The sequence below is a fragment of the Lentibacillus sp. genome (assembly GCF_035301925.1).
Classification (GTDB): Bacteria; Bacillota; Bacilli; order Bacillales; family Amphibacillaceae; genus Lentibacillus.
The window spans coordinates 1-22036 of record NZ_DATGTI010000037.1; the positions used below are offsets into that span (position 1 = coordinate 1).

The window sequence follows — 22036 nt, forward strand, 5'->3', positions numbered from 1 at the left end:
AATTGCTCATCTGATGTCTCCAAAATTAATGCTGGTTCAACCCTATTGTCGAGTAAAGCTTCCAGCCGCCCGAAAATAGTACTTGCAGCTGATACAGAAATTTGCTGTCCGGTAATCGAGCGTACCAAAGATTTGAAGTAATCAGGGCGCATAGTGACCGTAATATCTCCAACAATATCAATCAATTTATTCATATGTTTATCGGAACTGCCCAACGCCTTAACAGCATCGTCATGTTGATTGATCACCAATTTTTCCATAGGTCCACCTCAGATTCAGTTTAAATGATTTTTCTATTTTTGACAAAAGCCCTGTCAATGTATTGAATTGCTAGCCTAAATAAGATAGTTTTGATATGATAATCGTGATATCAATGATTTGCATCTTTATAGAGACGCTTTAAGTGCGTGTTCAAAAAGGAGGCTAAAAAGAACCAAGAAGTTCGAGGCGGCGCAGTTTCGAGCAGCGGGCTTCTCTTGTTTGTGGTGAGTTCTGCGTCCGCCACAGGATGTGGACAGTTTTAGCAGAAGATCCCCTGTTAGATGTGTCATTTTAGCGGACTTTTTGAACAACCTCTTTAAACCAATCAGGAAAGGTGGATGTATATGACTAAACCAAAAATCGTCGTTCTCGGCGCAGGTTACGCTGGAATGATGACCACGAAGAAATTAATGCAGAAATTAAGCCCGGAAGAAGCGGAGATTGTGCTTGTCAATAAGCATAACTATCACTATCAGACAACATGGCTTCATGAAGTCGCTGCCGGAACAGTCAATCAAAACCAGGCTCGTATGATGATCAGTGATGTGATTAACCCAAGCCGTGTCAACTTGATTTATGATGAAGTTGTCGAAGTGAAAAAAGACGACAATCGTGTCGTGCTCAAAAACAGCGAAGTTACATACGATTACCTAGTGATTTCACTCGGATTTGAAACGAACACATTCGGGATTAAAGGGATGGAAAAAAATGCGTTTTCCATTACAGACATCGACTCAAGCCGCATGATTCGCGAGCATATTGAGTATCAATTTGCCAAATACAGCACTGCGGCCAATCCAAAAGATGAAGATCTGACAATCCTGGTTGGCGGCGGCGGATTTACCGGTATCGAATTTGTTGGTGAACTGGCTGAAAAGGTACCGGAGCTTTGCAAAAAGTATGATATTGACCGCAGCAAAGTACGTGTCATTAATGTGGAAGCAGCTCCACGTATTCTACCAGGTTTCGATGATGATCTTGTTGCATATGCCAAAAAGTCACTATCTGATCGTGGCATTGAATTCAGGGAAGGTGCCAAAATTTCCGAGTGCAAGAAAAACAGCTTTGTAATCGGTGAAGGTGATGATACGGAAGAAATTAAAGCCGGCACTATTGTATGGACCGGTGGTGTTACCGGAAATTCCGTCCTGTCCAAATCCGGTTTTGAACTGACAAAAGGTAAGGTGACGGTTAATGGCGACCTGCGTGCTCCTGGTGAAGAAAACATCTTTATCCTTGGTGACTGTGCATGGGTCATGAATGAAGCAGAAGGAAAGCCATTCCCGCCAACAGCACAGGCAGCTATGCAGCATGCGGATACATGTGCAGACAATATCAAAGCATTGCTGCGTCATGAACCATTAAGCAAGTTTGTGTTTGACGATAAAGGCACCGTTGCTTCACTTGGTGAGACAGACGCAATGGGAACAGTATTCAACGATAATAAGTTGTATGGAAAAGCGGCTGTATCGATGAAAAAGGTCATTGATAACCGTTACTTGTTCCTGCTTGGCGGGCCAAAGCTCATCCTGAAAAAAGGCAAACTTCGCATGTTTTAATTAATCGAGGAGGGACATTTTTATGAAAAACGGAACAGTATATGTATTTTTGCTGGCACTGGCAGCAATTGTAGGGTATACGGTGGCAACACGCACACTTGAAGACGCAAGAGACTTCCGTTAATAACAAGCGGTAACGCATTAACCATCCTGTCAAAATGTCAGGATGGTTTTTAATTACCTGTCAATAAATGTTAGTTATTTCTATTTTCAATATTAAACCATAATTTACTGGATTTTTGTTATTAATCTGTGATCATTATCACTGTTTATATAGTGATAACCATATATATTGAGGAAGATAGGAGGGTGCTTATGAGTATTGAATTGATTATTCTGCTGGTGGTACTTTTTATTGCAGCCTTGGGAGGCACATTTGTCGCTTTTAAACAAGAAGAAAACAAAATGAAAAAGTATGAAGAAGAGGGCGACACTGTTGAAGATCAATTAAGGCGGTCACATGAATATGAATCCTCATCATTGAAGTCGAATGTCCCTTTGCAATTAATTATTTATGGGGTTACTATTACCATTTCACTTATTGCTTTTGCAATTTATGTTTTTTAGAGGATGTTCAAAAACGCTGGTAACAATGACAGATCGAATGGGGGAGATCTTCTGCTAAAACCACCCAAGTCCTGTGGCGGACGCAGAAGTCACCACAATGTGTAAGCCCGCTCTTAAAACGACGTTGCCTTAAACTTTCGATGAACAGGACGTTGCGAACTTAGCCGACCGGTCCTCCTTTTTGGACACGAACTTTTCTTCTTTTCAGTTTTTATCGGGAGAGTATTTTTTAGAAGTGAACGTTCGGTACAGCATTCATGTTTTTGTCCTATTACCAAATACTACAAGACAGGAGGTGGTTAGATGATAACCGTTATCTTGTCTTTTTTATTGGCATCAGCTCCCTTGACTGTTACCGAGGATGGACAGGTGGCAGATAAATTAGTGAAGGAAGATTTTGAATTACTTTACGTTGATCAATTATTAGTGGATGACACGAAACTGAAGCTGCAAATGGATATTCTTGATGAAAAGTTGTATGAAGAGCCTATCAACGCAAAGTTGGATGAGAATGGAAAAATTATAGAAGGAGAACCCGGAAGATCGCTTGATCGGCAAAAATTTCAGGAGTTGTTCCTCAACTATTTTTATAAGGGAACTCCCAGGAAGATAGCGCTGCCTGAACGGCCTATCTACCCTCGAGTTGGAAGTGAACTGCTTGCGGAGATTCGTGAACATAAAATTGGGAGCTATACGACAAAATTTAAACAGAGCAATAAGGAGCGGTCACGAAATATTGAACTGGCAGCTGAGGCGATCAATAATCATGTTGTTTTTCCGGGCGAATCGTTTTCGTTTAACGATGTTGTGGGCGAACGGACGAAAGAGAAAGGTTATAAACGTGCACCGGTTATTGTGAAAGGCGAGTTGACCGAAGACATCGGCGGGGGTATTTGCCAAGTTTCCTCAACATTATACAACGCGGTTGATTTGAAAAACATTGAAATGACAGAACGCTATTCACACAGCCGCAGTGTCCCCTATGTACCGCCGGGACGTGATGCGACTGTCAGCTGGTATGGGCCTGATTTTGCTTTCACCAACAATTACAGACAGCCTATCCTGATTCGTGCCTCCGCTAAGAATGGGGAAATGACGATACACATTTTATCGTCAGAATCGACATAATTGTTGAATCGTCAATCCATGGTTGGCTGCCCGTTTAGGCGGGATAAGGAATCAGTTAAATAATTTTTGCGCCTTACAATTTCACCTTCCTTTGCCAAGCATAAGCCCCCATTTCACTTTCTTTTAACATGAAAGTTAGTTAAAATTTAATCAGATAAGGGGGGCTTTCGTTATGGATATATTGAATTTGAATGATCATTTTCAAGGTGATATGTCATCAAAATATAGTGAACAGCTTGAGGGGCTTTTAGAAGAATTTAATCGCGGCCATTATCCGAATGTATTGTCAAAATCAGCTGCACTGCGCTCTGAAAGTGATCTGGACAAGCAGCTTGCCGATAAATTAAAAATGGTTGAAGCGATTTGCCATTCGGAAATTGGTGAAGTAAAGGCATCATCTGCCATCATTTCCGAGTTATATCACCAATCGGACATTGATTGGATGCTGCTCGGCGAATTAGCGTTCATGTGTGACTTTAAGCTGGCGCGTCGCATATTAAGTGCAGCTGTCAAGCAGATGGAAGAGGACAGTGAAGCCGACCGGATTAAACTGGCGCGTGGTTATCTGGTGCTTGCCGAGGCAGAGGAAAACTTGGAAAAATATGTACGGGCCATCAAGTATTTCAAAAAAGGTCTTGAGTTTTTCCAAGAGGGCGAAACACCGGATCAGTATATGATTTTGTACCTTCATTTCAAAATTGGTATGATGTACTCTATGAAAAACGAAACGGAGGAATCACTTCACTATTTGAGTAAAGTGATTGACATGGCCGGTGATACGAATCCGGATTTGAAAATCAACAGTCTGGTAACCATCGCCAAAACTTATGGCAGTAAGAATGAAAATGAAAAGGCGTACCCATATCTGGAAGAGGCGCTGGACCTGCTGGAAGGCTCGTCACTTGAAAATAACATGACCCATGCGGAAGCACTGACTGAAATGGCATTTTACTATTTCGATCAGTCCAAACTGACTGAGGCAGTACCGTATTATCAGAAAGCCATTTCCATCTACAAGAGTTTGCCGAACACGTCCCATCGCAAGTTAGGCATGATTTACATGCAATATGCTTACTGTCTTGAACATATGGAACAGCAGAATATCCGAAAAGCAGGCAAAAGTTATGAAAATGCCGTCGAACTTCTTGAATTGACAAAGGACCGGGAATTACTTGAGAATGCCCTCGCTGATGTGATTGCTTTTTTCGATAACACGGGCAATCAGAAGAAAAAACGAGAGTATGAAGAACGATTTGTCAAGATGACCAATGCTTGACAGGTCGATACATGCCACGTAGTATGATAAATGATAATGAGAATCTTTTTCGTTCATATTGAAGCTTTAAGAACAGGTGAGTGTTATCGAGATATGGGGGACAAATCGGGTAACCATGGCTCCCCCCCAGTAAAGAACATACACCTTCCGGGAATTCCATTGAATGGTTCAACCGTGGAATAGAGGAGAGAGAGTCATGAAAAAAACAGCCATTTTGGTATCGCTGCTGGTATTGGGACTGTTGGCTGCATGTGGTGATGATGAGCGTTCAGATCAGGATAACCACAATGAAAACGGTACTAATGATAGCGGGGAAACCGTGACAATAGAAGATGCGATGGGGACACAAACGATTGAAAAAGGTCCTGAAAATATCGTTGCACTCGAATGGTCTTACGCTGAGAACCTGCTTGCTTTGGGTATTCAGCCGGCTGGGGTTGCTGATTTGGACGGCTTTCATCAGTGGGTGAATATCGATAAGGAATTCGATGAAAGCGTAGAGGATGTAGGGACACGGCAGGAACCAAATCTGGAGGCAATCCGACGCCAGGATCCGGATTTGATCATTGCGGTAAAATTTCGTCATGAGCAATATCTGGACCAATTGAAAGAAATTGCCCCGGTTGTCACGTTTGCCCCTTATGGAGAGGAAGCCATTCAGGATCATTATGAGAATATGCTTAATGAAATGAAGACACTGGCTAAAATCGTCAATAAACAGGATCAGGCTGAACAGGCTATTGCCGACTTGGATTCAATTATTGAAGAACAAAAACAGCGCATTACAGATGCAGGACTGGAAGGATCCGAATTTATTGCTACCCAGGCATTTACGGCTCAAAATACACCAACATTAAGATTATTTACGGATAATTCCATGGTTGGAAAGGTCATGAATGAACTTGGTTTTGAAAATGTTTACCAGACAGATGAGCCGGAAGTGTATGGATACAGTGAAGTGACGCTGGAAGCACTGCAGAATTTCCAGGATCGTAAAGATCTGCAATTTTTGTATATTGTTCAGGAAGATGACAATATTTTTGAGTCCGATTTTAAAGGAAATCCAGCCTGGGAGAACTTAAGCTTTGTACAAAACGGCAACACCCACCAATTGCCCGGAAATACGTGGACATTCGGTGGTGTGCTGTCAAATCAGGTATTGGCAAAACAGCTGGTTGATGCCATGGTAAAAGAGTGATTGGATGAATAACAAATTGTGGCAATCAATCGTTGCGGTTCTTACCTTTGGGGGTGGAACCGCGCTTTTATGCATCTTAACGTTTATCCATATTAATCAGGGAAGTGTATCGATTTCCATCGGCACAGTGATTGATGCTATCATTTCCCCTGAAAATAATCTGGAACACCATACAGTTCGTATTTTGCGGATGCCCCGGGCCATCATGGGTATTATTGCCGGCGGGGCATTGGCTGTTGCCGGGGTTGTCCTGCAGACAGTAACGACAAATCCGCTGTCGTCGGCAAGTACACTTGGCATTCATTCCGGTACGTATTTTGCTGTTGTTTTCAGTACAGTGTTCCTGCCGGCAGCTTTAGTTGGAAATGGCATTATTGTGGCGTTTGTCGGTGGTATCGTGACCTTTCTGATTGTATTCATGCTGTCAGGTGGAAATAGAGCTTCACCGGTGCGTATGGTGTTGGCCGGTATGATTGTGACGTTTTTATTTTCATCGCTGACAAGTGTTCTGCAGATTTTTTATGAAAATGAAACAGCAGGATTGTTCTTATGGGGTTCAGGAACACTCGTGCAAAACGACTGGAGTGGTGTCCGGTTTTCCTTGCCGGTCGTGGCAGTCGGTCTCTTAATCATTTTAGCTATGTCATTTAAATTGGACACCCTGACGCTGGGGGACGATGTTGCCACCGCGCTGGGACAGAATGTGCATATTGTTAAATTTGTGACGATTACAGCAGCGGTCCTGCTGACGTCTGTTACCGTCAGTGTCGTTGGTCCGATCGGATTCGTCGGACTTGTTGCACCGCACATAATTAAGCTGATTGGCTACCGTAAGCATTTGCCGCTTTTGATTGCGTCTTTTATTTGGGGCGGCAATGTGCTATTATTCGCTGATATTTTGGCACGTGTGATTGATCCGTCATTTTCCGAGCTGCCTGTTGGTGCAATTACGGCATTGATTGGTGCACCATGGCTCATCTATCTTGTTATGCGGATGAAACAGTCAAAATACGGTGATGACAATACATCTGTTATTGCCGGAAAAACATCAGCAAGTTTGTCACTAAAAGTAGTTATTCCGGTATTAGTCATCATTATTTTGTTGACGATGTTTGTTAGTCTGGCATCCGGTAATTATGGTTTTGAACCGACTCTGTTATGGAATGCATTATTTGGTGAATCAGATAATTTTATGCTCGGACTGGTGATGGATTTACGATTGCCGCGGGCGCTGGTTGCTTTAGTCAGTGGCATGGTGCTTGCTGTCAGTGGACTTATTTTCCAGGGTGTTCTGCGCAATACGCTCGCAGATCCGTCTGTCATCGGGATTACTTCTGGGGCAGGCGTCGGTGCACTGCTGACCATGTATGTGTTTGGTGTAGCCGCTGTCTGGATCCCGGTCGGAGCCATGTTCGGTTCCATTCTATTTTTTGTATTTGTGATGCTGATGGCTATTCGCGCAAAATTTCAGCCGACCATTTTGGCATTGCTCGGGATTGGCGTATCTGCATTTGGTCAGGCGATTATTCAAATACTGGTCGTCCAGGCGGATTTGAATGTAGCATCCGCATTAACATGGCTGTCAGGAACAACGTATGCAAGAGGATGGTCGGAATTTTTAAATTACTTAATTTGGCCGGTTATCATTTTGTTTCCATTGCTAATGTTGCGGATTCGTGATCTTGATACGTTATCATTGGGAGATGACACAGCCAAAGGACTTGGACTGAAAGTGATGTCTGCCCGGTTTCAACTGGCATTATTGGCAACATTACTGGCAGCATTCAGTGTAGCCGCAGTCGGTACCATCGGGTTCATTGGCCTGATTGCACCGCACTTGTCCCGATTAATTGTCGGACCGTTCAATCAACGTCTCTTGCCGGTTACGATGCTTGTTGGCGGTGCATTGCTGGTTATTGCGGACATGCTGAGCCGTACACTGCTTGCCCCGAATGAAATCCCATCCGGTATACTGGTTGCGATTATCGGTGCACCGTATTTTCTGTGGTTGATGCGGAAACGGGCATAAGCAAAGACGTCAATTGAATCGGAAAAATTATGCTGCAGAGAATAGACTGTGAATGAAAGAAAAATCAAACCCGTCTGCTCTCCTGTGAAAAGGTGCAGGCGGGTTATAATTATACCTTTTGTTGTCGGCTTTTTATCCAGTTGATTAATCCGCCGCTCAGGATAACCTCACGCTGACGTTCAGAAAGGTTATGCTCGACTGTTATTTCATGTTCATGATCTCTCAGTGTCCCTGTGGCATCGTGTGTCAGGGCTTGATCGATTTGAAGACCGATTTCCGCACCAGGCTTCATTTTACCGAATACAAGATGGTCTTTGATCAGTTTCTGTCTAACATTCAAAGCCAATGTATATCCTCCTTTGGAAATATGTCTCTAACAATCCATATCTCAAAATAGGCAAAGTCAAACAAAACCCGGAATGTTTATTATAAATGAGTTGAAATTGATGGCTAGATTATTGATAATGTGATGAGTGCTGAGCAGGGGCGGCGGATCGAAGGGAGCGTCATTCATCGTCGTCGTTTTAAAAAATAAAAAGGATGCCATTCCAAAATGGGTGACATCCTTTTACCGAAAAAGATTATTCAGCTTTATGTGCTTCGATTTCGAAAGTGATTTTAACTTCATCAGCAACCAGTACGCCGCCGGTTTCCAATGCAGCGTTCCATGTAAGACCGAAATCTTTACGGTTGATGGTTGTTTCACCGCTGAAACCTGCTACGATGTTGCCGCTCATCGGATCTTTGCTTTGTCCTTCTGACACAACATCAAATGTAACTTGTTTTGTTGTGCCGACCATTGTTAAGTCTCCTGTCACATCATAGTTGTTGCCTGATTTTTTCTTGATATCAGTTGCAACAAATGTAGCTTTTGGATGATTTTCAACATCGAAGAAATCGGCTGAAAGCAAATGATCATCGCGATCTTTATTTTTTGTATCGATAGATGATACATCAATGTTAACTTCAACCTTTGAATCTGTCAGGTCGTCCGGATCAGCTTCGATGACCGCATCAAAATCATTGAAATGACCTTTTGCTTTCGAAATCATCATATGCTTTACGGAAAATCCTATCTCACTGTGTACTGTGTCTACATTAAATGTTTCTTTTGCCATGTGTATCCCTCCAATAGTTACTTTATGTAACCAAGTATAAAATGATAAATAAATATTGTCAAGTAATTATGCAATATTTATTTTGAATTCAGTATAAATTACCCTGATGTATATTTCAATAAACCTGTTTTCCGTGCTATACTATGAATAGATTTGGAGTGGTGAATCATGGCGGAATTAAGTATCATTCCATGCGGAAGGAAAAAAATTTGGGATAAACAGCCGGAATTGGGGGCGGTACCGGCAAAAGATGCCTATATCGGCACATTGCATCAACGCACGCGCCAGTATGCGGAAATGTTCACGGATCAGTGGGTGATTTTGTCTGCCAAGCATGGTTTTCTGTTTGCTGATGATTCAGTTGACGGCCAGTATGATGTCACCTTTGGTCAAAAAAGTGATGAAATCATTTCATTTGATAAATTAATCAAGCAGGCAAAAGATAAGCAACTGGATCAATTTGATCAACTTGTTGTTTTGGCGGGAAAAAAATATAAACCTATTATAGACAGAACGTTTACCAAAGATATCCCCAGAGTTTTTCCTTTATTGCAGTATGGCGGAATAGGTTACATTTTGCGGGCGCTGAAGCAATCAGTGGAAACGAATACGCCCATTCACTAATAAACAGGAGCAGATATCATGACACGACCTTTACTGATAGCACTTGTTTTAATTGGTTATATGATTTATGTCGCTTTTAAACATAAAGAGACTTGGAAAAGGTTATCAATAATGCAGATTGCCGGTGTGTTTGTCACGTTTGTCGGGATTGTAAGTGTTTCGGCATTTATTCTTTATTACGGCACCCGGTATATTACATCTGCCATACCAGGTGAAATCACCGGTTTTGTTATTCAGTTTTTTGCCATAATCATTATCATTGCCGCTGCAGCAATAGGTTTTGCCGCAATCGCCAGTAAAATTACGAACGGCATTATTCCAATTCAGCGGAGAAATCATGAAAAATAACAGAAAAACGCCCCACAGCTAACGGCTGCTGAGGCGTTTTTAGTAACGCCAAAGTGGTATATTATGGATTGATCTTACAAGAAAAGCGAAGGAAGGTTTACACTTTAATGGACATCGTAAAAATTTTTTAAAAATCTTTCATGAGCTGTAAATATATTCTGGAACAGCAGCCGTTCCAAAAACCATCCGATATGAAAATAATGCTATAGAAAGGACTGATTTATTCGGGAGGTCAAGAGGATGGATAAAGGTACCATTGTACGATCGGCTGTGCTGGTTCTGGCACTTGTAAACCAATTTCTCGTTATCATTGGTAAATCGCCGCTGCCAATCGACGGCGAACAATTTGAACAGACAGTTTCTTTCATTTTTACAGCGGTCACATCCGTTTGGGCGTGGTTCAAAAATAACTATGTGACGAAAACAGGAAAGGATCAGAAGAAAGTATTAATGCAAAATGGTTTAGTTGCAGGTATGAAAGACAACCGGACGAATACTGGATCTGACAGATGATAACAGTAATGGCTTCGTACAGGAGGCAGTTGGGGATTTTGAGGATGGCTACATCGCACTGCTCTGTGATACTGGCAGGATGACTGTGGAAGATTTGGCGGAGAAACACTTGAACGTTGACTTGACACAATCGGATTTCTGGGAAAATGCCATGAAGCCAAGCGTAAAAGATGTGGAAGAATTTCTTTCGTTGAGCAATGTTTAATACCACACGAAAAGGTTTGTCATTTTGGAAATAGTAAGATACAATATAACTAACAAAAAAAGCATAGGTTAGAAGCCTTCAAGGGGAGCCGTATGGCTGAGAGTGAACAAACTGCTGTTCTGACCCTTCGAACCTGTTAGTTAGTACTAGCGTAGGGATGGTGGCTTTTTGATGGAATAGTTAGCAATGTGAGCGGATTTCCACATCAGGAGGCTTCCCCTTGGCATTGCTTTTTTTGTGCGCAAAAAATCAGTAGGCGGGATGTCCCCGCCACAAAGGGGGAGGATTTATCATGCGTGCAAAACGTACGTTATTTTTGATTGAGGTGGCTGTTTTTACAGCATTGGCACTGATGCTTGATATTATTCCGTTCTTATCGATCAAACTTTGGGTTCAAGGCGGGTCGGTATCGCTTGCGATGATACCTGTTTTTATCATAGCATACCGCTGGGGACTTAAGGGTGGACTCTTATCCGGGTTTTTATGGGGGATTCTGCAAATAGCTGTTGGTACCGGATATGTGTTGCATCCGGTACAGGGGTTCATCGACTATGTACTGGCCTTCACCGTGATCGGGTTTGCCGGCATCTTTGCTAAGCAGATTCAGGATGCGGTTCAATCAGGCAACACAAAAAGATATCTCACCTATATTACGCTTGGGGTGATTCTCGGCAGTATGCTTCGATTTGCAGCCCATTTTGCAGCAGGTGTCGTATTTTTTGAGTCGGCAGTAGAGGGACAGTCGGTCTGGGTTTATTCGTTCCTGTATAACGTTTCCTATATCATACCGTCTTTAATCATTAGTGCGATTGCCGTCTTTCTCCTGTTTCACAAACAGCCAAAAACATTGCTGCACGCAGCATAAGATATTTATTCCGCTCACAATCAACCATGTCACGAAAAAGAGGCTGGGACAAAAGCATTTTTATTAAAGAAAAATCCGAACTTTAGTTGGTGCATATATCCCGCTCCGGAAATATACTTGGTGCTCGTCGTGTTGCATGAGATGTCGGAGAAGCAGCACTCCTCGCAACTCGCATTTTACTCGGTGGATGTTCAGCTCGTCGCTTTCCGCGGGCGGCTGGTGAGCCTCCTCGTGCTCGTCGCGTTGCAAGCTATCTCTGTGAGGTATACGCTCCTTGCAGAAAAGATTGCTGGCGCACTGCGGGGTCTCACCTCTGCCTTTTATCCCGCAGGAGTCTTCGTATATTTCCTCCGCTCAAGTAGTGCATTGTTCGTCTTTAGATTGGCAGTTTTAATTATGTCCCAGCCTCATTTTTTTCGTATATACTGCTCATAAAGGAGTGATGTTCATGCGGGAACTTGTCGGACAGTGCCAGGAATGTGGAAAAAATGTCTATTGTGAGAATGGATTTTTTGATGGTGTCCAGGAAAACGGCAAACTGCTGTGTAATGATTGTGCCGATGAAAGTGAATCAATATAAAGAAGTTGACAGTCAACCCCCTGAAGTTCACATGTTAAGAGGCACAGCTGCAGACATTTTCACCGCTTCCTTTCGATGTGCATAGGCTATAGCACATTTCAGAAAGGAAGTGTTTTAAGTGGAAATAACCCTTTCCCATTGGCTATACGGTATTTTTACATTAATGATCATTTTCACGATGATATTCCGTAGAGGTGTCGTCTTGCCAACCTTACTCGGGACGTTTGTCATTGCCTGGGTATATCAGGGCAGTCTGGTTGATGGCTTTACCGCAATCTTTAATGCCAATCTCGTTGCGGCAAAAGAGCTTTTTAATATTTTTTTGATTATAACCTTTATGATAGCGTTATTGCACTCTTTACGCGACCTTGGTGCTGATCGAAAGATGATTCAGCCTATCGAAAAGTTAATGGTTAATGGTCACGTTTCGTTTTTTGTATTAGTCGCAATAACCTATGTGATATCCTTATTCTTTTGGCCGACTCCGGCTGTGCCGTTAATATGTGCCTTGCTTGTACCGGCAGCCATACGGTCCGGTCTGCCTGCGATGACTGCCGCCGTGGCTGTTGCCCTGGCCGGCCAGGGGATGGCACTGTCATCTGATTACATTGTGCAGGTTGCTCCCAATCTGTCGGCAACATCTGCCGGAATAGATACGGCTCTTGTCTCTGATAAAGCACTTGTCTTATCGTTGATTGCTGGTGGTGTTGCAATCTCATTAGCATACTTCTTGTATCGGAAGACGATTCGTTCAAAAAACAGTGAGTTGAATGAAATCGAAATGAATCGGATGCAAACGGAAAAAGTATCCGAAAATAAGGCGAAATCCGTCCATTTGAATGCGTGGAGCAAATTGTTTGCGGTATTGGTTCCGGTATCCCTGTTGGGTGTGGTTATTTATATGATGTACACAAAGCTTAATTCAGGAAGAATGACCGGGTTTGAAGGTGGTGATGGTGCTGCATTTGTTGGTGGTGTTGCTGTCATATTGCTGCTGCTGTCAACTATTGCATTCGGTCGTCAAAATGCTTTGGATTATATTACAAACCACATTACAGAAGGGTTTGTTTTTGCATTTAAGGCAATGGGGCCGGTCATTCCGATTGCAGGGTTCTTTTTCCTGGGCAGTACAGATTTTTCCGGGAGTATCCTCGGTATTGAAGAAAATGCACCCGGCTTTTTGTTTGATCTCGTTGAAGCATCACAGGCCTATTTACCGCAAAGTGCCTTGTTTGCTGTCATCAGTATTCTGATTATCGGAATCATTACAGGACTTGATGGCTCAGGTTTTTCCGGTTTGCCGTTGACAGGTGCACTGGCAGCATCGCTGGAAACTGCGTCCGTTGATGCAGGAACACTCGCTGCCATTGGACAAATGGGATCTATATGGACCGGTGGCGGAACAATTGTCGCCTGGTCTTCATTGATTGCGATTGCCGGTTTCTGCGGTGTGTCTGTAATGGACCTGGTCAGAAAAAACTTTATTCCAGTGATGCTCGGGTTGTTTGTCGCCGCTTTACTGTCTCTGTTTATTTTTTAATTCAGAAAAGTTAATCATCCTGATAGAATGGTTATGGATGGATTGATGCCATATAACATTTGAAGAATCGAGGTAGACATTGTGGGAAGCAGTACAGATAAGATTATCGAGGAATCACTGGATGCATTGATGAATGATGACACTTTTTTACCTGGGGGAATATAAAAGCATTCATCCCGGTCAGTCATATAAAGGAAGTTTTACCGGCAAAAGTGTCCTTAACGGTGGTTCTTTAGGACGAAAAGATGCAACCGGCAAAGGTGTTGACTTCCGCTATATGCTTCACGATTTTGCTAAAGATCAGGAAAAATGGCTTTCGGAACGTGATAATAAATTTGCAGAAACGTTACTTGATCATATCAATCAAACGTTATCAATCGCTGTCCAGGGTTCGGCAATGTTGGTTCGTCGGCAGCACTTAGTGACCTATATTCGCTCAGGCAGAATTGTTTTATTCAAGCAGTTATGAAAATTACAACCACTATTTATCGGCAGGGAAAATTGTATTAAAATCTGACTAAAAAAGCATTCCTTTCTTTTTAGGGAGTGTTTTTTTAATGGATTGTCGGCGTGTCAAAGATTTGAAGACAGCAATTGACATATAAATGTCTTTATGATACTTTGTTTTTAAATATTTATGAATATACACTTTATTGTGAAAACTGCTATTTTTACAACGAATTTTAGCTGAAATTTTGTAAGGGCTTACATCCTAATCATAGGAGGTTAAAAATGGAGAAAGTAAAAAATCGTTGGTTAATTGCTTTGTCGGGGGTTGGCATACATATTTGTATAGGGTCTGCGTATGCCTGGAGTGTATTTACAAATCCGATGGCGGATGCGTTTGGATGGAGCACAAGCCAGATTTCATTAGCATTCAGTATTGCCATCTTTCTGCTGGGATTCTCTGCTGCTTTTATGGGAAAGTTTGTTGAAAAAAGAGGACCGCGTATTTCCGGTATGTTATCCGCTCTATTTTTTGGGGTTGGGGTAATGGGAACAGGACTTGCAACGGCTTTTGAATCATTAGCTTTAATGTACTTTTTTTATGGCATCATTGGCGGTATTGGACTTGGCATAGGCTATATAGCACCGGTTTCGACACTTGTCAAATGGTTTCCCGATCACCGGGGACTGGCAACTGGGCTTGCTATCATGGGCTTCGGCTTTGCATCGCTGATCAGTGGCCCTGCTGGAGAGGCTTTGGTCAGTTCAGTTGGTATTTCAAATGCATTTTATATTCTGGGTGCAAGCTATCTGATCATTATGATGGCTGCATCACAATATCTAGCTCCGCCTCCGGAGGGCTGGAAACCTAAAGGAATGCAAGATGAAAAAGCTGATGAACCTAGGAAAGAAAAAGAGGATCTTTCCCAAATGACAGCCAATGAGGCAATTAAGACAAAACCTTTTTGGATGTTATGGATGATGCTGTTTCTTAACGTTACAACGGGTATTGCCATCATCTCTGTTGCATCCCCGATAGGACAGGAGATCACTGGCATGTCAGCTGTAACGGCGGCCACCATGGTAGGAATTATGGGACTTTTCAATGGTGCCGGCAGACTTGGATGGGCTACTATCTCGGACTTCATTGGCAGGCCGAATGTGTATACCATCTTTTTTATTATAGGCATTGTTTCATATTTTTTGCTGCCGGTTATCACATCGGTGATTTTATTTCAGATTCTCGTATACGCAATCGTTTCCTGCTATGGAGGGGGATTTTCTTCTGTTCCGGCTTACATTGGGGACATATTTGGAACAAAACAGCTGGGTGCGATACATGGCTATATTTTAACGGCCTGGGCAGTGGCCGGCATTGTCGGTCCAATGCTGCTGTCATTAATATATGACTCAACTTTCGCAGACTGAAATAGGCAGGTAAACCTTGATATAATTCGGCAGACCCGCTATCCATTGTTGTAGTTGACTTTTGATAAGTTGTTGCGTTTTCTTATTACTCTTTTTCAGGGTATCTTCAAGAAGCTCGATTAGTTGTTGTAGTGCCACTGCCCAATCGAGGTCGTTGATTTCATCACAAAGTTCATAAAACATGCCGCCTAGGGTTCGGTCATCTGTACTGCAACGATTTTGCCATGACAGCACGATATACCTTGCGAACACAATAGTCGTGTGGCCAATGAGAGCGTCGTAGGAACGACTCTGGAATTCCTTTTGAAGTTTTAAAAGGGACTTTGTCGTTTTGAAGAAAACTTCAATATCCCAGCGCATGCCGTAAATACGGATAATTTCCTGGTCACTCAATGTACAGTCTGTACTCAAAATCGCAAGCCAATCACTTTTCTTATTCCGGTTGCGGACGAAAACGACTTTGACAGGCACACCATTGGCCTGTGTTGTATGGATAGAGCGTAAAATACCCTTTTTTCCATCAGTTGGTTCAGCCAGGCGATATAGCTCATCTAAGCTAACGCGTTTTCCATCTACGAGATAACGCTGCTTTAACTTTTTGACCATGCCAATAACGTCCAAACCCTGTTCTGTAATTTCTTTGATAAGGGGCTGCTGGGTAAACCACGTATCCATGAGAACGTAGGAGGCATCAATGCCGGCGTTCATCGCACGTTCAAGCATACCCGGAATCTGTTCCGGAGCCGTTTGTAACGCTTCTTGACGACGCTTGTAACCTGAACTGCGTTTATCAATGTTTTCAGATATACCGTTTATCTTGCTTTTTTTCGAACTCAATAACGAAAAATCTATGGGCAGGAACGTAGCACCGTCAGACCAGCCCAGTGTCAACATCCGAAAACCTTTGTAGAATCGCATTTTCTGCGATGCATGGTCAAAGCAGCGGGCCAGAAGCTCTACGTGTTTACTTCGATTCCGATCATAAGATGAATCATCTAAGATGAGCACTTTTGGACGATCATGACGTGTCAGCTTTGATACCTTACTTATCGTATAAGCGACCAGTGAAAGCAGAAATCGGCGCCAGTTGAACGTCGATTGATTGAGAAACCGATAGACGGTATCCTTGGCCGGAACATCCGTGGCTTTCTTGCTCTCAAGCGTCCGGAACCAGTTTTTATTTTCAAAGATCAGGCAAAAGATTAGCTGGAAAATATAAGCACAGGAAAACCCAAAGGACTTCGTAATGCCTGCATGACGTAAGTGCTTGAACACACTTAATTCTTGAAAAGTCGATTTTATTTCATTTGGCAGTTGATTAGTCGAGTTGTTTTTCGCTATCATATAGGGGACACCTCTTCTGTATGGTATGTGGTTCTCGTCAAATCAACTATACCAAACGTTGAGGTGTTTTTTCATGTTTATGCTTCTTGTCAACAACCATAATTCAACAGATACCGACCTTACAGCTAATTAAGTGATTTATGATTTTCTAGGTGCGAAAGTTGAGTATATGACAATACGAATAGCTATCAGCTGGTGCTGATTATTTTTGGCGGAATGCATGTTATTTCTTTGGTTATTTCGCTTTGGATAAGGGTAGTCATGCAGAAAATGAAAGAAGAGAAAATATATACAAACAATACAAAGGCTTCAAATTTATAAAATCTGAGTAGATAAACCTGTTACAGGTGTAGATCTGTCGGGAGTTTAAATAAGATATTTTCACCATTATTCGTTTGCTTTGCTTTTCCTTTTGCTCCAGTATGTTATAATATTTAGAAAATATTAAAATGTATTATTGTTAGATAATTGGATTTGGGATAGACGCATTTAAAAAGGGTTTCATTAAACTTTTTCGGGGGAGGAGATTACATGCAGGATCAGGAGCATGTCGTGGTCACCATTAACGGGAAAGAGTACTTGGCGGCACCCGATCAGAATTTGCTGGATTTAATTAACACAACCGGTAAATTTGTGCCGCAAATCTGCTATAACGCGTCACTCGGACCTGTCCAGACATGTGATACGTGTATGGTTGAAGTGGATGGCGAAATTGTACGTGCTTGTGGAACGGCTGTGAGGCCCGGAATGGAGGTGAATACCGAACTGGAGCATGTGAGTGCGGCACAAAAGGAAGCACTCGACAGAACACTGGAAAACCATGAGCTGTACTGTACTGTTTGTGATTACAATAACGGCACATGTGACATTCATAACACGGTGGCGGAATTTGGTCTTGAGGAACAGTCGCGTCCTTTTGCGCCAAAACCGTATGAAATCGATAATTCAAGCCCATTTTACCGCTATGATCCGGATCAGTGCATCCTGTGCGGCCGTTGTGTGGAAGTTTGCCAGGATGTTCAGGTGAATGAAACATTGCTGATTGACTGGGAGCGCCAGCAGCCGCGAGTTGTTTGGGATAACGATGTACCAATTGATCAATCGTCCTGTGTCAGCTGCGGACAATGTGTGACGGTTTGTCCTTGCAATGCACTGATGGAAACATCCATGATAGGGGAAGCGGGCTATATGACCGATCAAAAACCGGGATTATTGCGGTCCATGATCGATGTCACGAAAAAAGTGGAAACTGGCTACGGGGCGTTAATGGCTGTTTCCGACACTGAAGCTTCAATGCGTGAGGAACGCATTGAAAAAACCAAAACAGTTTGTACATACTGTGGTGTCGGATGCACGTTTGACGTCTGGACAAAAGACCGGAAAATCCTGAAAGTGGAACCTCAAGCTGATTCCCCGGCCAATGGCATATCCACGTGTGTGAAAGGGAAGTTCGGCTGGGATTACGTGAACTCGGACGAACGGCTCACGAAGCCGTTAATCCGTGATGGTGAATCTTTTGTAGAAGTTGAATGGGATGAGGCACTTGATTATACAGCCAAACGTTTTTCGGAAATTAAAGCTGATAAAGGTGCTGATGCTTTAGGGTTTATTGCCTCATCAAAGGCCACAAACGAAGAATCGTACGTTATGCAGAAATTGGCGCGCCAGGTTTTTGGGACCAATAATGTTGATAATTGTTCACGCTATTGCCAATCACCGGCTACGAAGGGACTTTTCCGGACGGTCGGACATGGTGGTGACTCCGGCTCCATTGACGATATTGCCGAGGCAGATATGGTCATTACGATCGGATCCAATACAGCCGAATCTCATCCGGTGCTCGCATCCCGGATTAAGCGTTCACAAAAATTATTCGGGCAAAAGCTTTATGTATTTGATTTGCGGAAGCATGAAATGGGGCAGCGTGCTGATAAGTTCTTCCAGCCGAAAAGCGGGACAGATCTCGTCTGGTTGTCTGCTGTAACGAAATATATTATTGATCAGGGCTGGGAAAATCGTGATTTTGTTGATAAATGGGTGAATGGCTTTGAGGAATATAAACAATCGCTGGAGAAGTTCACCCTTGATTATGCAGAGAACTTAACCGGTATTTCCAAGGAGGAATTGATAGGTATTGCTGAACAAATTGTCAGTGTCGATAAGCTTGCGATTTGTTGGGCGATGGGAGTAACACAGCACCAGCTTGGCAGTGACACAAGCACCGCCATTTCCAATCTGCTCCTGGTTACCGGAAACTACATGCGGCATGGAACCGGCGCCTATCCATTGCGCGGTCATAATAACGTTCAGGGATGCAGTGACTTCGGAAGTATGCCGAATTTTTTCCCGGGCTATGAAGAGGTTGCCGACGATGATGTACGTAAACGTTATGAAGACGCATGGGGCGTGGAAATTTCGGCTGAGCCCGGCAAAGATAACCATGAAATGATTGGTGCCATCCATGAAGGCGATCTCCATGCATTGTATGTGCTAGGCGAAGACACGGGAATTGTGGATGCCAATATTAATTATGTGACAGCCGCTTTCGATAAACTGGAATTCTTCGTCGTGCAAGATCTATTTTTAACCGAAACCGCAAAACATGCTGATGTTATCCTGCCTGCGGTCCCAAGTTTAGAAAAGGAAGGGACGTTCACGAATACAGAGCGCCGCATTCAGCGTTTGTATCAATCCCTCGATCCTGTCGGTGAATCACGTCCGGATTGGGCTATCATAACTGACCTGGCCGAGAGGATAGGCTATAAGTGGGGTTATGACAGCCCATCGGATATTATGGATGAGTCTGCATCACTTGCACCGTTATTCGCCGGTGTCAGCTATGACAGACTGACAGATTACAATAGTCTGCAATGGCCGGTGGCTGCAGATGGTACAGATACACCGCTTTTATATGTTGACGGTTTTCCGTTTGACGATAATAAAGCACGGCTGTACCCGCTGGATTATGAACTTGTGTATGACACAAACGACGAATACGATTTGCATGTGAATAACGGCAGAGTGCTGGAACATTTCCATGAAGGCAATATGACCTATAAATCAGAAGCCATCACAAGTAAAATGCCGACAGCGTTTATTGAAATGTCACCGGAATTGGCCGAAGAACGCGGCATCAACGAGGGGGCTGAAGTGAAATTGATATCGGAAACCGGTGAGGCATCCGGTCCGGTACACATTACTGACAGGGTAAGCGGACGGGAATTGTATTTGCCGCTTAATGATAATGGCAGAACAGCCGTCAACTATTTAACCGACAACAGTGTTGATAAAGACACTGATACACCGGCATTCAAGGAAATAGCCGTCAAAATGGAAGTCATTAAGAAAAAAGGCAAAAGCCCGCTGCCGCCCAACAACTACCGGCGGGGTAATCCGCAGCCACAAATCGGTGTTCAGCCGGAGCGGAAGTGGAACCGTGACGATTATGCCTTTCCGGGAAGCCAGGTGAAGCAAAATGGCTGAAAAAATATCACATATAAAACGAATGGAAATCTCTGAAGAATCTATTCAGGAAAGGAATCTGGATGAAATTACGCAATCAATCAGTGAAAATAAGGAAGCTGTTTTAAAAGGGATTGACTTGCTTGAAACCTTGAACCAGAGCGGAACATTGGATACACTCAATGCATTCGTTAAACACCGTGAGGATGCATTGGAAAATATCGTGAAGGAAGTCAATAAACCACAGTATACGGCTATCCTTGAAAATTTGCCCAGACTGATAATGCTGATTGGTGAGTTAAATGTTACCGGTATGGAGCAATTTGCCGGTAAATTGAACCATGGCGTAAAAGAGGCAGCGGTTTCCAAGGTATCTGAGAAAACGTCCTATTTGGATCTTATAAAAGCTTTAAAGGATCCGGAAATCAACAGGAGTATCACGATGCTGTTGCAATTCTTGCGCGGCATGGGAAAGGAATAGCTGTATTGCCCCGAAAACGGAAAATACCGTAATCGGGGCAATTTTTAAATTAAAATCAACTCATTATATTTACTTTTCGCACTATTTACAATATAATAAAGTTACATTGGAAGCTTGCATAAAAATCCAATGGGGAGTTTTGTTTGTATAACTTTCCAAACAAAGGGGGAGGCAGGGAAATTGAACAGCATTTTGGTTGCCATTATTGGTCTTCTTGTTTTTGCGCTGGGTTACCGTTATTATTCCAAGTTTGTTGCGGAAAAGATATTTCGCCTTGATCCCAACTATGTAACACCGGCGCACCGGTACAAAGACGATGTCGATTTTGTACCGACAAACAAATTTGTTTTATGGGGGCATCACTTCACTTCAGTAGCAGGTGCAGCACCGATACTCGGCCCTGCTATAGCAGTCTACTGGGGTTGGCTGCCCGCGTTTTTATGGGTTATCCTTGGTACTGTTTTTGCTGCAGGTGTCCATGACTTCGGGACACTGGCCGTCTCTGTCCGGAATAAAGGGCAATCAATTGGTACGTTAGCCAATAAATTGGTTGGTCAACGCGCTAAGCTATTGTTTTTATTTATCATCCTGATTCTCGTTTTAATGGTCAATGCTGTGTTTGCCTGGGTAATCGCCAATTTGTTTATTTCCTTTCCAGCGAGCGTCGTACCTGTGTTCATCCAAATCCCGCTCGCAATTTGGATTGGTTATGCCGTTTACAAGCGACAAACGAAAATGCTTGTTCCGTCACTGATTGCACTTGGTGTCATGTATCTGACTGCAGTCATTTCCAGCCGTGTCGACTTTTTACAGATTGATGTGGTTCAATACTTTGGCGGAGAGGGCAGTGCCGGTCTATTTGGGCTTGGTGCCGTCAATAGTGCCTTTATGATTTGGATTGTGATTTTAATGGTTTATGTGTACATCGCGTCAACTTTGCCAGTCTGGAAATTGCTCCAGCCGCGTGATTTCATTAATTCACATCAGCTTGTCGTCGGTTTGGGTATTCTGTATTTAGGCTTGATTTTTACCAATCCGGAAATTACTGCCCCGGTTACAAACT

20 protein-coding genes, 1 pseudogene and 1 riboswitch are annotated in these 22036 nt (G+C 43.0%); of the genes and pseudogenes, 17 read left to right on the forward strand and 4 right to left on the reverse strand.

Annotation, left to right across the window (positions count from 1 at the left end; genetic code table 11):
- Positions 1-260: pseudogene (locus VK080_RS03285) on the reverse strand (DNA-3-methyladenine glycosylase 2 family protein); the annotation flags it as partial.
- Between the two features lie 345 nt (positions 261-605).
- Here VK080_RS03285 and VK080_RS03290 point away from each other — a divergent pair.
- The 6 genes from VK080_RS03290 (at position 606) to VK080_RS03315 (ending at position 8018) form a co-directional block, all read left to right on the forward strand.
- Positions 606-1820: an NAD(P)/FAD-dependent oxidoreductase gene (locus tag VK080_RS03290; RefSeq protein WP_324223363.1), complete on the forward strand. Its 1215-nt coding sequence runs from the start codon at positions 606-608 to the stop codon at positions 1818-1820.
- 315 nt (positions 1821-2135) lie between these two features.
- Positions 2136-2387, forward strand: coding sequence for a hypothetical protein (locus VK080_RS03295; RefSeq protein WP_324223364.1), 252 nt, complete (start codon positions 2136-2138; stop codon positions 2385-2387).
- A 303-nt stretch (positions 2388-2690) separates the two neighbouring features.
- On the forward strand, positions 2691-3515 hold the full coding sequence (locus VK080_RS03300) for a VanW family protein (protein WP_324223365.1): 825 nt from the start codon (positions 2691-2693) through the stop codon (positions 3513-3515).
- Positions 3516-3687: 172 nt separating this feature from the next.
- Complete coding sequence (locus VK080_RS03305) at positions 3688-4791, forward strand: tetratricopeptide repeat protein (RefSeq protein WP_324223366.1); 1104 nt, start codon at positions 3688-3690, stop codon at positions 4789-4791.
- Between the two features lie 196 nt (positions 4792-4987).
- Positions 4988-5989: an iron-siderophore ABC transporter substrate-binding protein gene (locus VK080_RS03310; RefSeq protein ID WP_324223367.1), complete on the forward strand. Its 1002-nt coding sequence runs from the start codon at positions 4988-4990 to the stop codon at positions 5987-5989.
- A gap of 4 nt (positions 5990-5993) precedes the next feature.
- Complete coding sequence (locus tag VK080_RS03315) at positions 5994-8018, forward strand: iron ABC transporter permease (RefSeq protein WP_324223368.1); 2025 nt, start codon at positions 5994-5996, stop codon at positions 8016-8018.
- A gap of 109 nt (positions 8019-8127) precedes the next feature.
- Here VK080_RS03315 and VK080_RS03320 read toward each other — a convergent pair whose 3' ends face one another.
- Both VK080_RS03320 and VK080_RS03325 read right to left on the reverse strand, forming a co-directional pair.
- Positions 8128-8364, reverse strand: coding sequence for a hypothetical protein (locus VK080_RS03320; protein WP_324223382.1), 237 nt, complete (start codon positions 8362-8364; stop codon positions 8128-8130).
- Between the two features lie 235 nt (positions 8365-8599).
- The gene (locus VK080_RS03325) at positions 8600-9136 is read right to left on the reverse strand and encodes a YceI family protein (RefSeq protein ID WP_324223369.1); all 537 of its coding nucleotides are present in this window, start codon (positions 9134-9136) and stop codon (positions 8600-8602) included.
- Between the two features lie 168 nt (positions 9137-9304).
- On the opposite strand from VK080_RS03325, the gene VK080_RS03330 reads away from it, so the two are divergent.
- From VK080_RS03330 to VK080_RS03365, 8 genes are all read left to right on the forward strand, one after another.
- On the forward strand, positions 9305-9760 hold the full coding sequence (locus tag VK080_RS03330; protein WP_324223370.1) for a DUF6884 domain-containing protein: 456 nt from the start codon (positions 9305-9307) through the stop codon (positions 9758-9760).
- Between the two features lie 18 nt (positions 9761-9778).
- Positions 9779-10108: a hypothetical protein gene (locus VK080_RS03335; protein ID WP_324223371.1), complete on the forward strand. Its 330-nt coding sequence runs from the start codon at positions 9779-9781 to the stop codon at positions 10106-10108.
- Between the two features lie 240 nt (positions 10109-10348).
- Entirely contained in the window at positions 10349-10621 is a 273-nt protein-coding gene (locus VK080_RS03340) for a phage holin (protein ID WP_324223372.1), read from the forward strand.
- A gap of 276 nt (positions 10622-10897) precedes the next feature.
- A riboswitch (TPP riboswitch) is annotated at positions 10898-11001 on the forward strand.
- 117 nt (positions 11002-11118) lie between these two features.
- Entirely contained in the window at positions 11119-11691 is a 573-nt protein-coding gene (thiT, locus tag VK080_RS03345; RefSeq protein ID WP_324223373.1) for an energy-coupled thiamine transporter ThiT, read from the forward strand.
- A gap of 448 nt (positions 11692-12139) precedes the next feature.
- On the forward strand, positions 12140-12271 hold the full coding sequence (locus VK080_RS03350) for a hypothetical protein (RefSeq protein ID WP_324223374.1): 132 nt from the start codon (positions 12140-12142) through the stop codon (positions 12269-12271).
- Positions 12272-12389: 118 nt separating this feature from the next.
- Entirely contained in the window at positions 12390-13811 is a 1422-nt protein-coding gene (locus tag VK080_RS03355) for a hypothetical protein (RefSeq protein WP_324223375.1), read from the forward strand.
- Positions 13812-13944: 133 nt separating this feature from the next.
- Positions 13945-14280: a hypothetical protein gene (locus tag VK080_RS03360; RefSeq protein WP_324223376.1), complete on the forward strand. Its 336-nt coding sequence runs from the start codon at positions 13945-13947 to the stop codon at positions 14278-14280.
- Positions 14281-14543: 263 nt separating this feature from the next.
- Positions 14544-15686: an L-lactate MFS transporter gene (locus VK080_RS03365; protein WP_324223377.1), complete on the forward strand. Its 1143-nt coding sequence runs from the start codon at positions 14544-14546 to the stop codon at positions 15684-15686.
- Here the strand turns inward: VK080_RS03365 and VK080_RS03370 are convergent.
- A complete protein-coding gene (locus tag VK080_RS03370; protein ID WP_324223378.1) occupies positions 15669-17030 on the reverse strand; it encodes an IS4 family transposase in 1362 nt (453 codons plus the stop codon). The genes VK080_RS03365 and VK080_RS03370 overlap by 18 nt on opposite strands.
- Before the next feature lie 531 nt (positions 17031-17561).
- Here VK080_RS03370 and fdhF point away from each other — a divergent pair.
- From fdhF to VK080_RS03385, 3 genes are all read left to right on the forward strand, one after another.
- Positions 17562-20513: a formate dehydrogenase subunit alpha gene (gene fdhF, locus VK080_RS03375; protein WP_324223379.1), complete on the forward strand. Its 2952-nt coding sequence runs from the start codon at positions 17562-17564 to the stop codon at positions 20511-20513.
- Positions 20506-20973, forward strand: coding sequence for a DUF1641 domain-containing protein (locus VK080_RS03380; protein ID WP_324223380.1), 468 nt, complete (start codon positions 20506-20508; stop codon positions 20971-20973). The genes fdhF and VK080_RS03380 overlap by 8 nt, the downstream gene beginning before the upstream one ends.
- A gap of 180 nt (positions 20974-21153) precedes the next feature.
- Positions 21154-22036: carbon starvation CstA family protein (locus tag VK080_RS03385; protein WP_324223381.1), on the forward strand; the 883-nt coding region annotated here is incomplete at its 3' end.

Bases quoted from the DNA above. Each gene is read 5' to 3' on its own strand.
- VK080_RS03290 (WP_324223363.1), top strand. From the start codon at position 606: ATGACTAAACCAAAAATCGTCGTTCTCGGCGCAGGTTACGCTGGAATG.
- VK080_RS03295 (WP_324223364.1), top strand. From the start codon at position 2,136: ATGAGTATTGAATTGATTATTCTGCTGGTGGTACTTTTTATTGCAGCC.
- VK080_RS03300 (WP_324223365.1), top strand. From the start codon at position 2,691: ATGATAACCGTTATCTTGTCTTTTTTATTGGCATCAGCTCCCTTGACT.
- VK080_RS03305 (WP_324223366.1), top strand. From the start codon at position 3,688: ATGGATATATTGAATTTGAATGATCATTTTCAAGGTGATATGTCATCA.
- VK080_RS03310 (WP_324223367.1), top strand. From the start codon at position 4,988: ATGAAAAAAACAGCCATTTTGGTATCGCTGCTGGTATTGGGACTGTTG.
- VK080_RS03315 (WP_324223368.1), top strand. From the start codon at position 5,994: ATGAATAACAAATTGTGGCAATCAATCGTTGCGGTTCTTACCTTTGGG.
- VK080_RS03325 (WP_324223369.1), bottom strand. From the start codon at position 9,136: ATGGCAAAAGAAACATTTAATGTAGACACAGTACACAGTGAGATAGGA.
- VK080_RS03330 (WP_324223370.1), top strand. From the start codon at position 9,305: ATGGCGGAATTAAGTATCATTCCATGCGGAAGGAAAAAAATTTGGGAT.
- VK080_RS03335 (WP_324223371.1), top strand. From the start codon at position 9,779: ATGACACGACCTTTACTGATAGCACTTGTTTTAATTGGTTATATGATT.
- VK080_RS03340 (WP_324223372.1), top strand. From the start codon at position 10,349: ATGGATAAAGGTACCATTGTACGATCGGCTGTGCTGGTTCTGGCACTT.
- thiT (WP_324223373.1), top strand. From the start codon at position 11,119: ATGCGTGCAAAACGTACGTTATTTTTGATTGAGGTGGCTGTTTTTACA.
- VK080_RS03350 (WP_324223374.1), top strand. From the start codon at position 12,140: ATGCGGGAACTTGTCGGACAGTGCCAGGAATGTGGAAAAAATGTCTAT.
- VK080_RS03360 (WP_324223376.1), top strand. From the start codon at position 13,945: ATGATGACACTTTTTTACCTGGGGGAATATAAAAGCATTCATCCCGGT.
- VK080_RS03365 (WP_324223377.1), top strand. From the start codon at position 14,544: ATGGAGAAAGTAAAAAATCGTTGGTTAATTGCTTTGTCGGGGGTTGGC.
- VK080_RS03370 (WP_324223378.1), bottom strand. From the start codon at position 17,030: ATGATAGCGAAAAACAACTCGACTAATCAACTGCCAAATGAAATAAAA.
- fdhF (WP_324223379.1), top strand. From the start codon at position 17,562: ATGCAGGATCAGGAGCATGTCGTGGTCACCATTAACGGGAAAGAGTAC.
- VK080_RS03380 (WP_324223380.1), top strand. From the start codon at position 20,506: ATGGCTGAAAAAATATCACATATAAAACGAATGGAAATCTCTGAAGAA.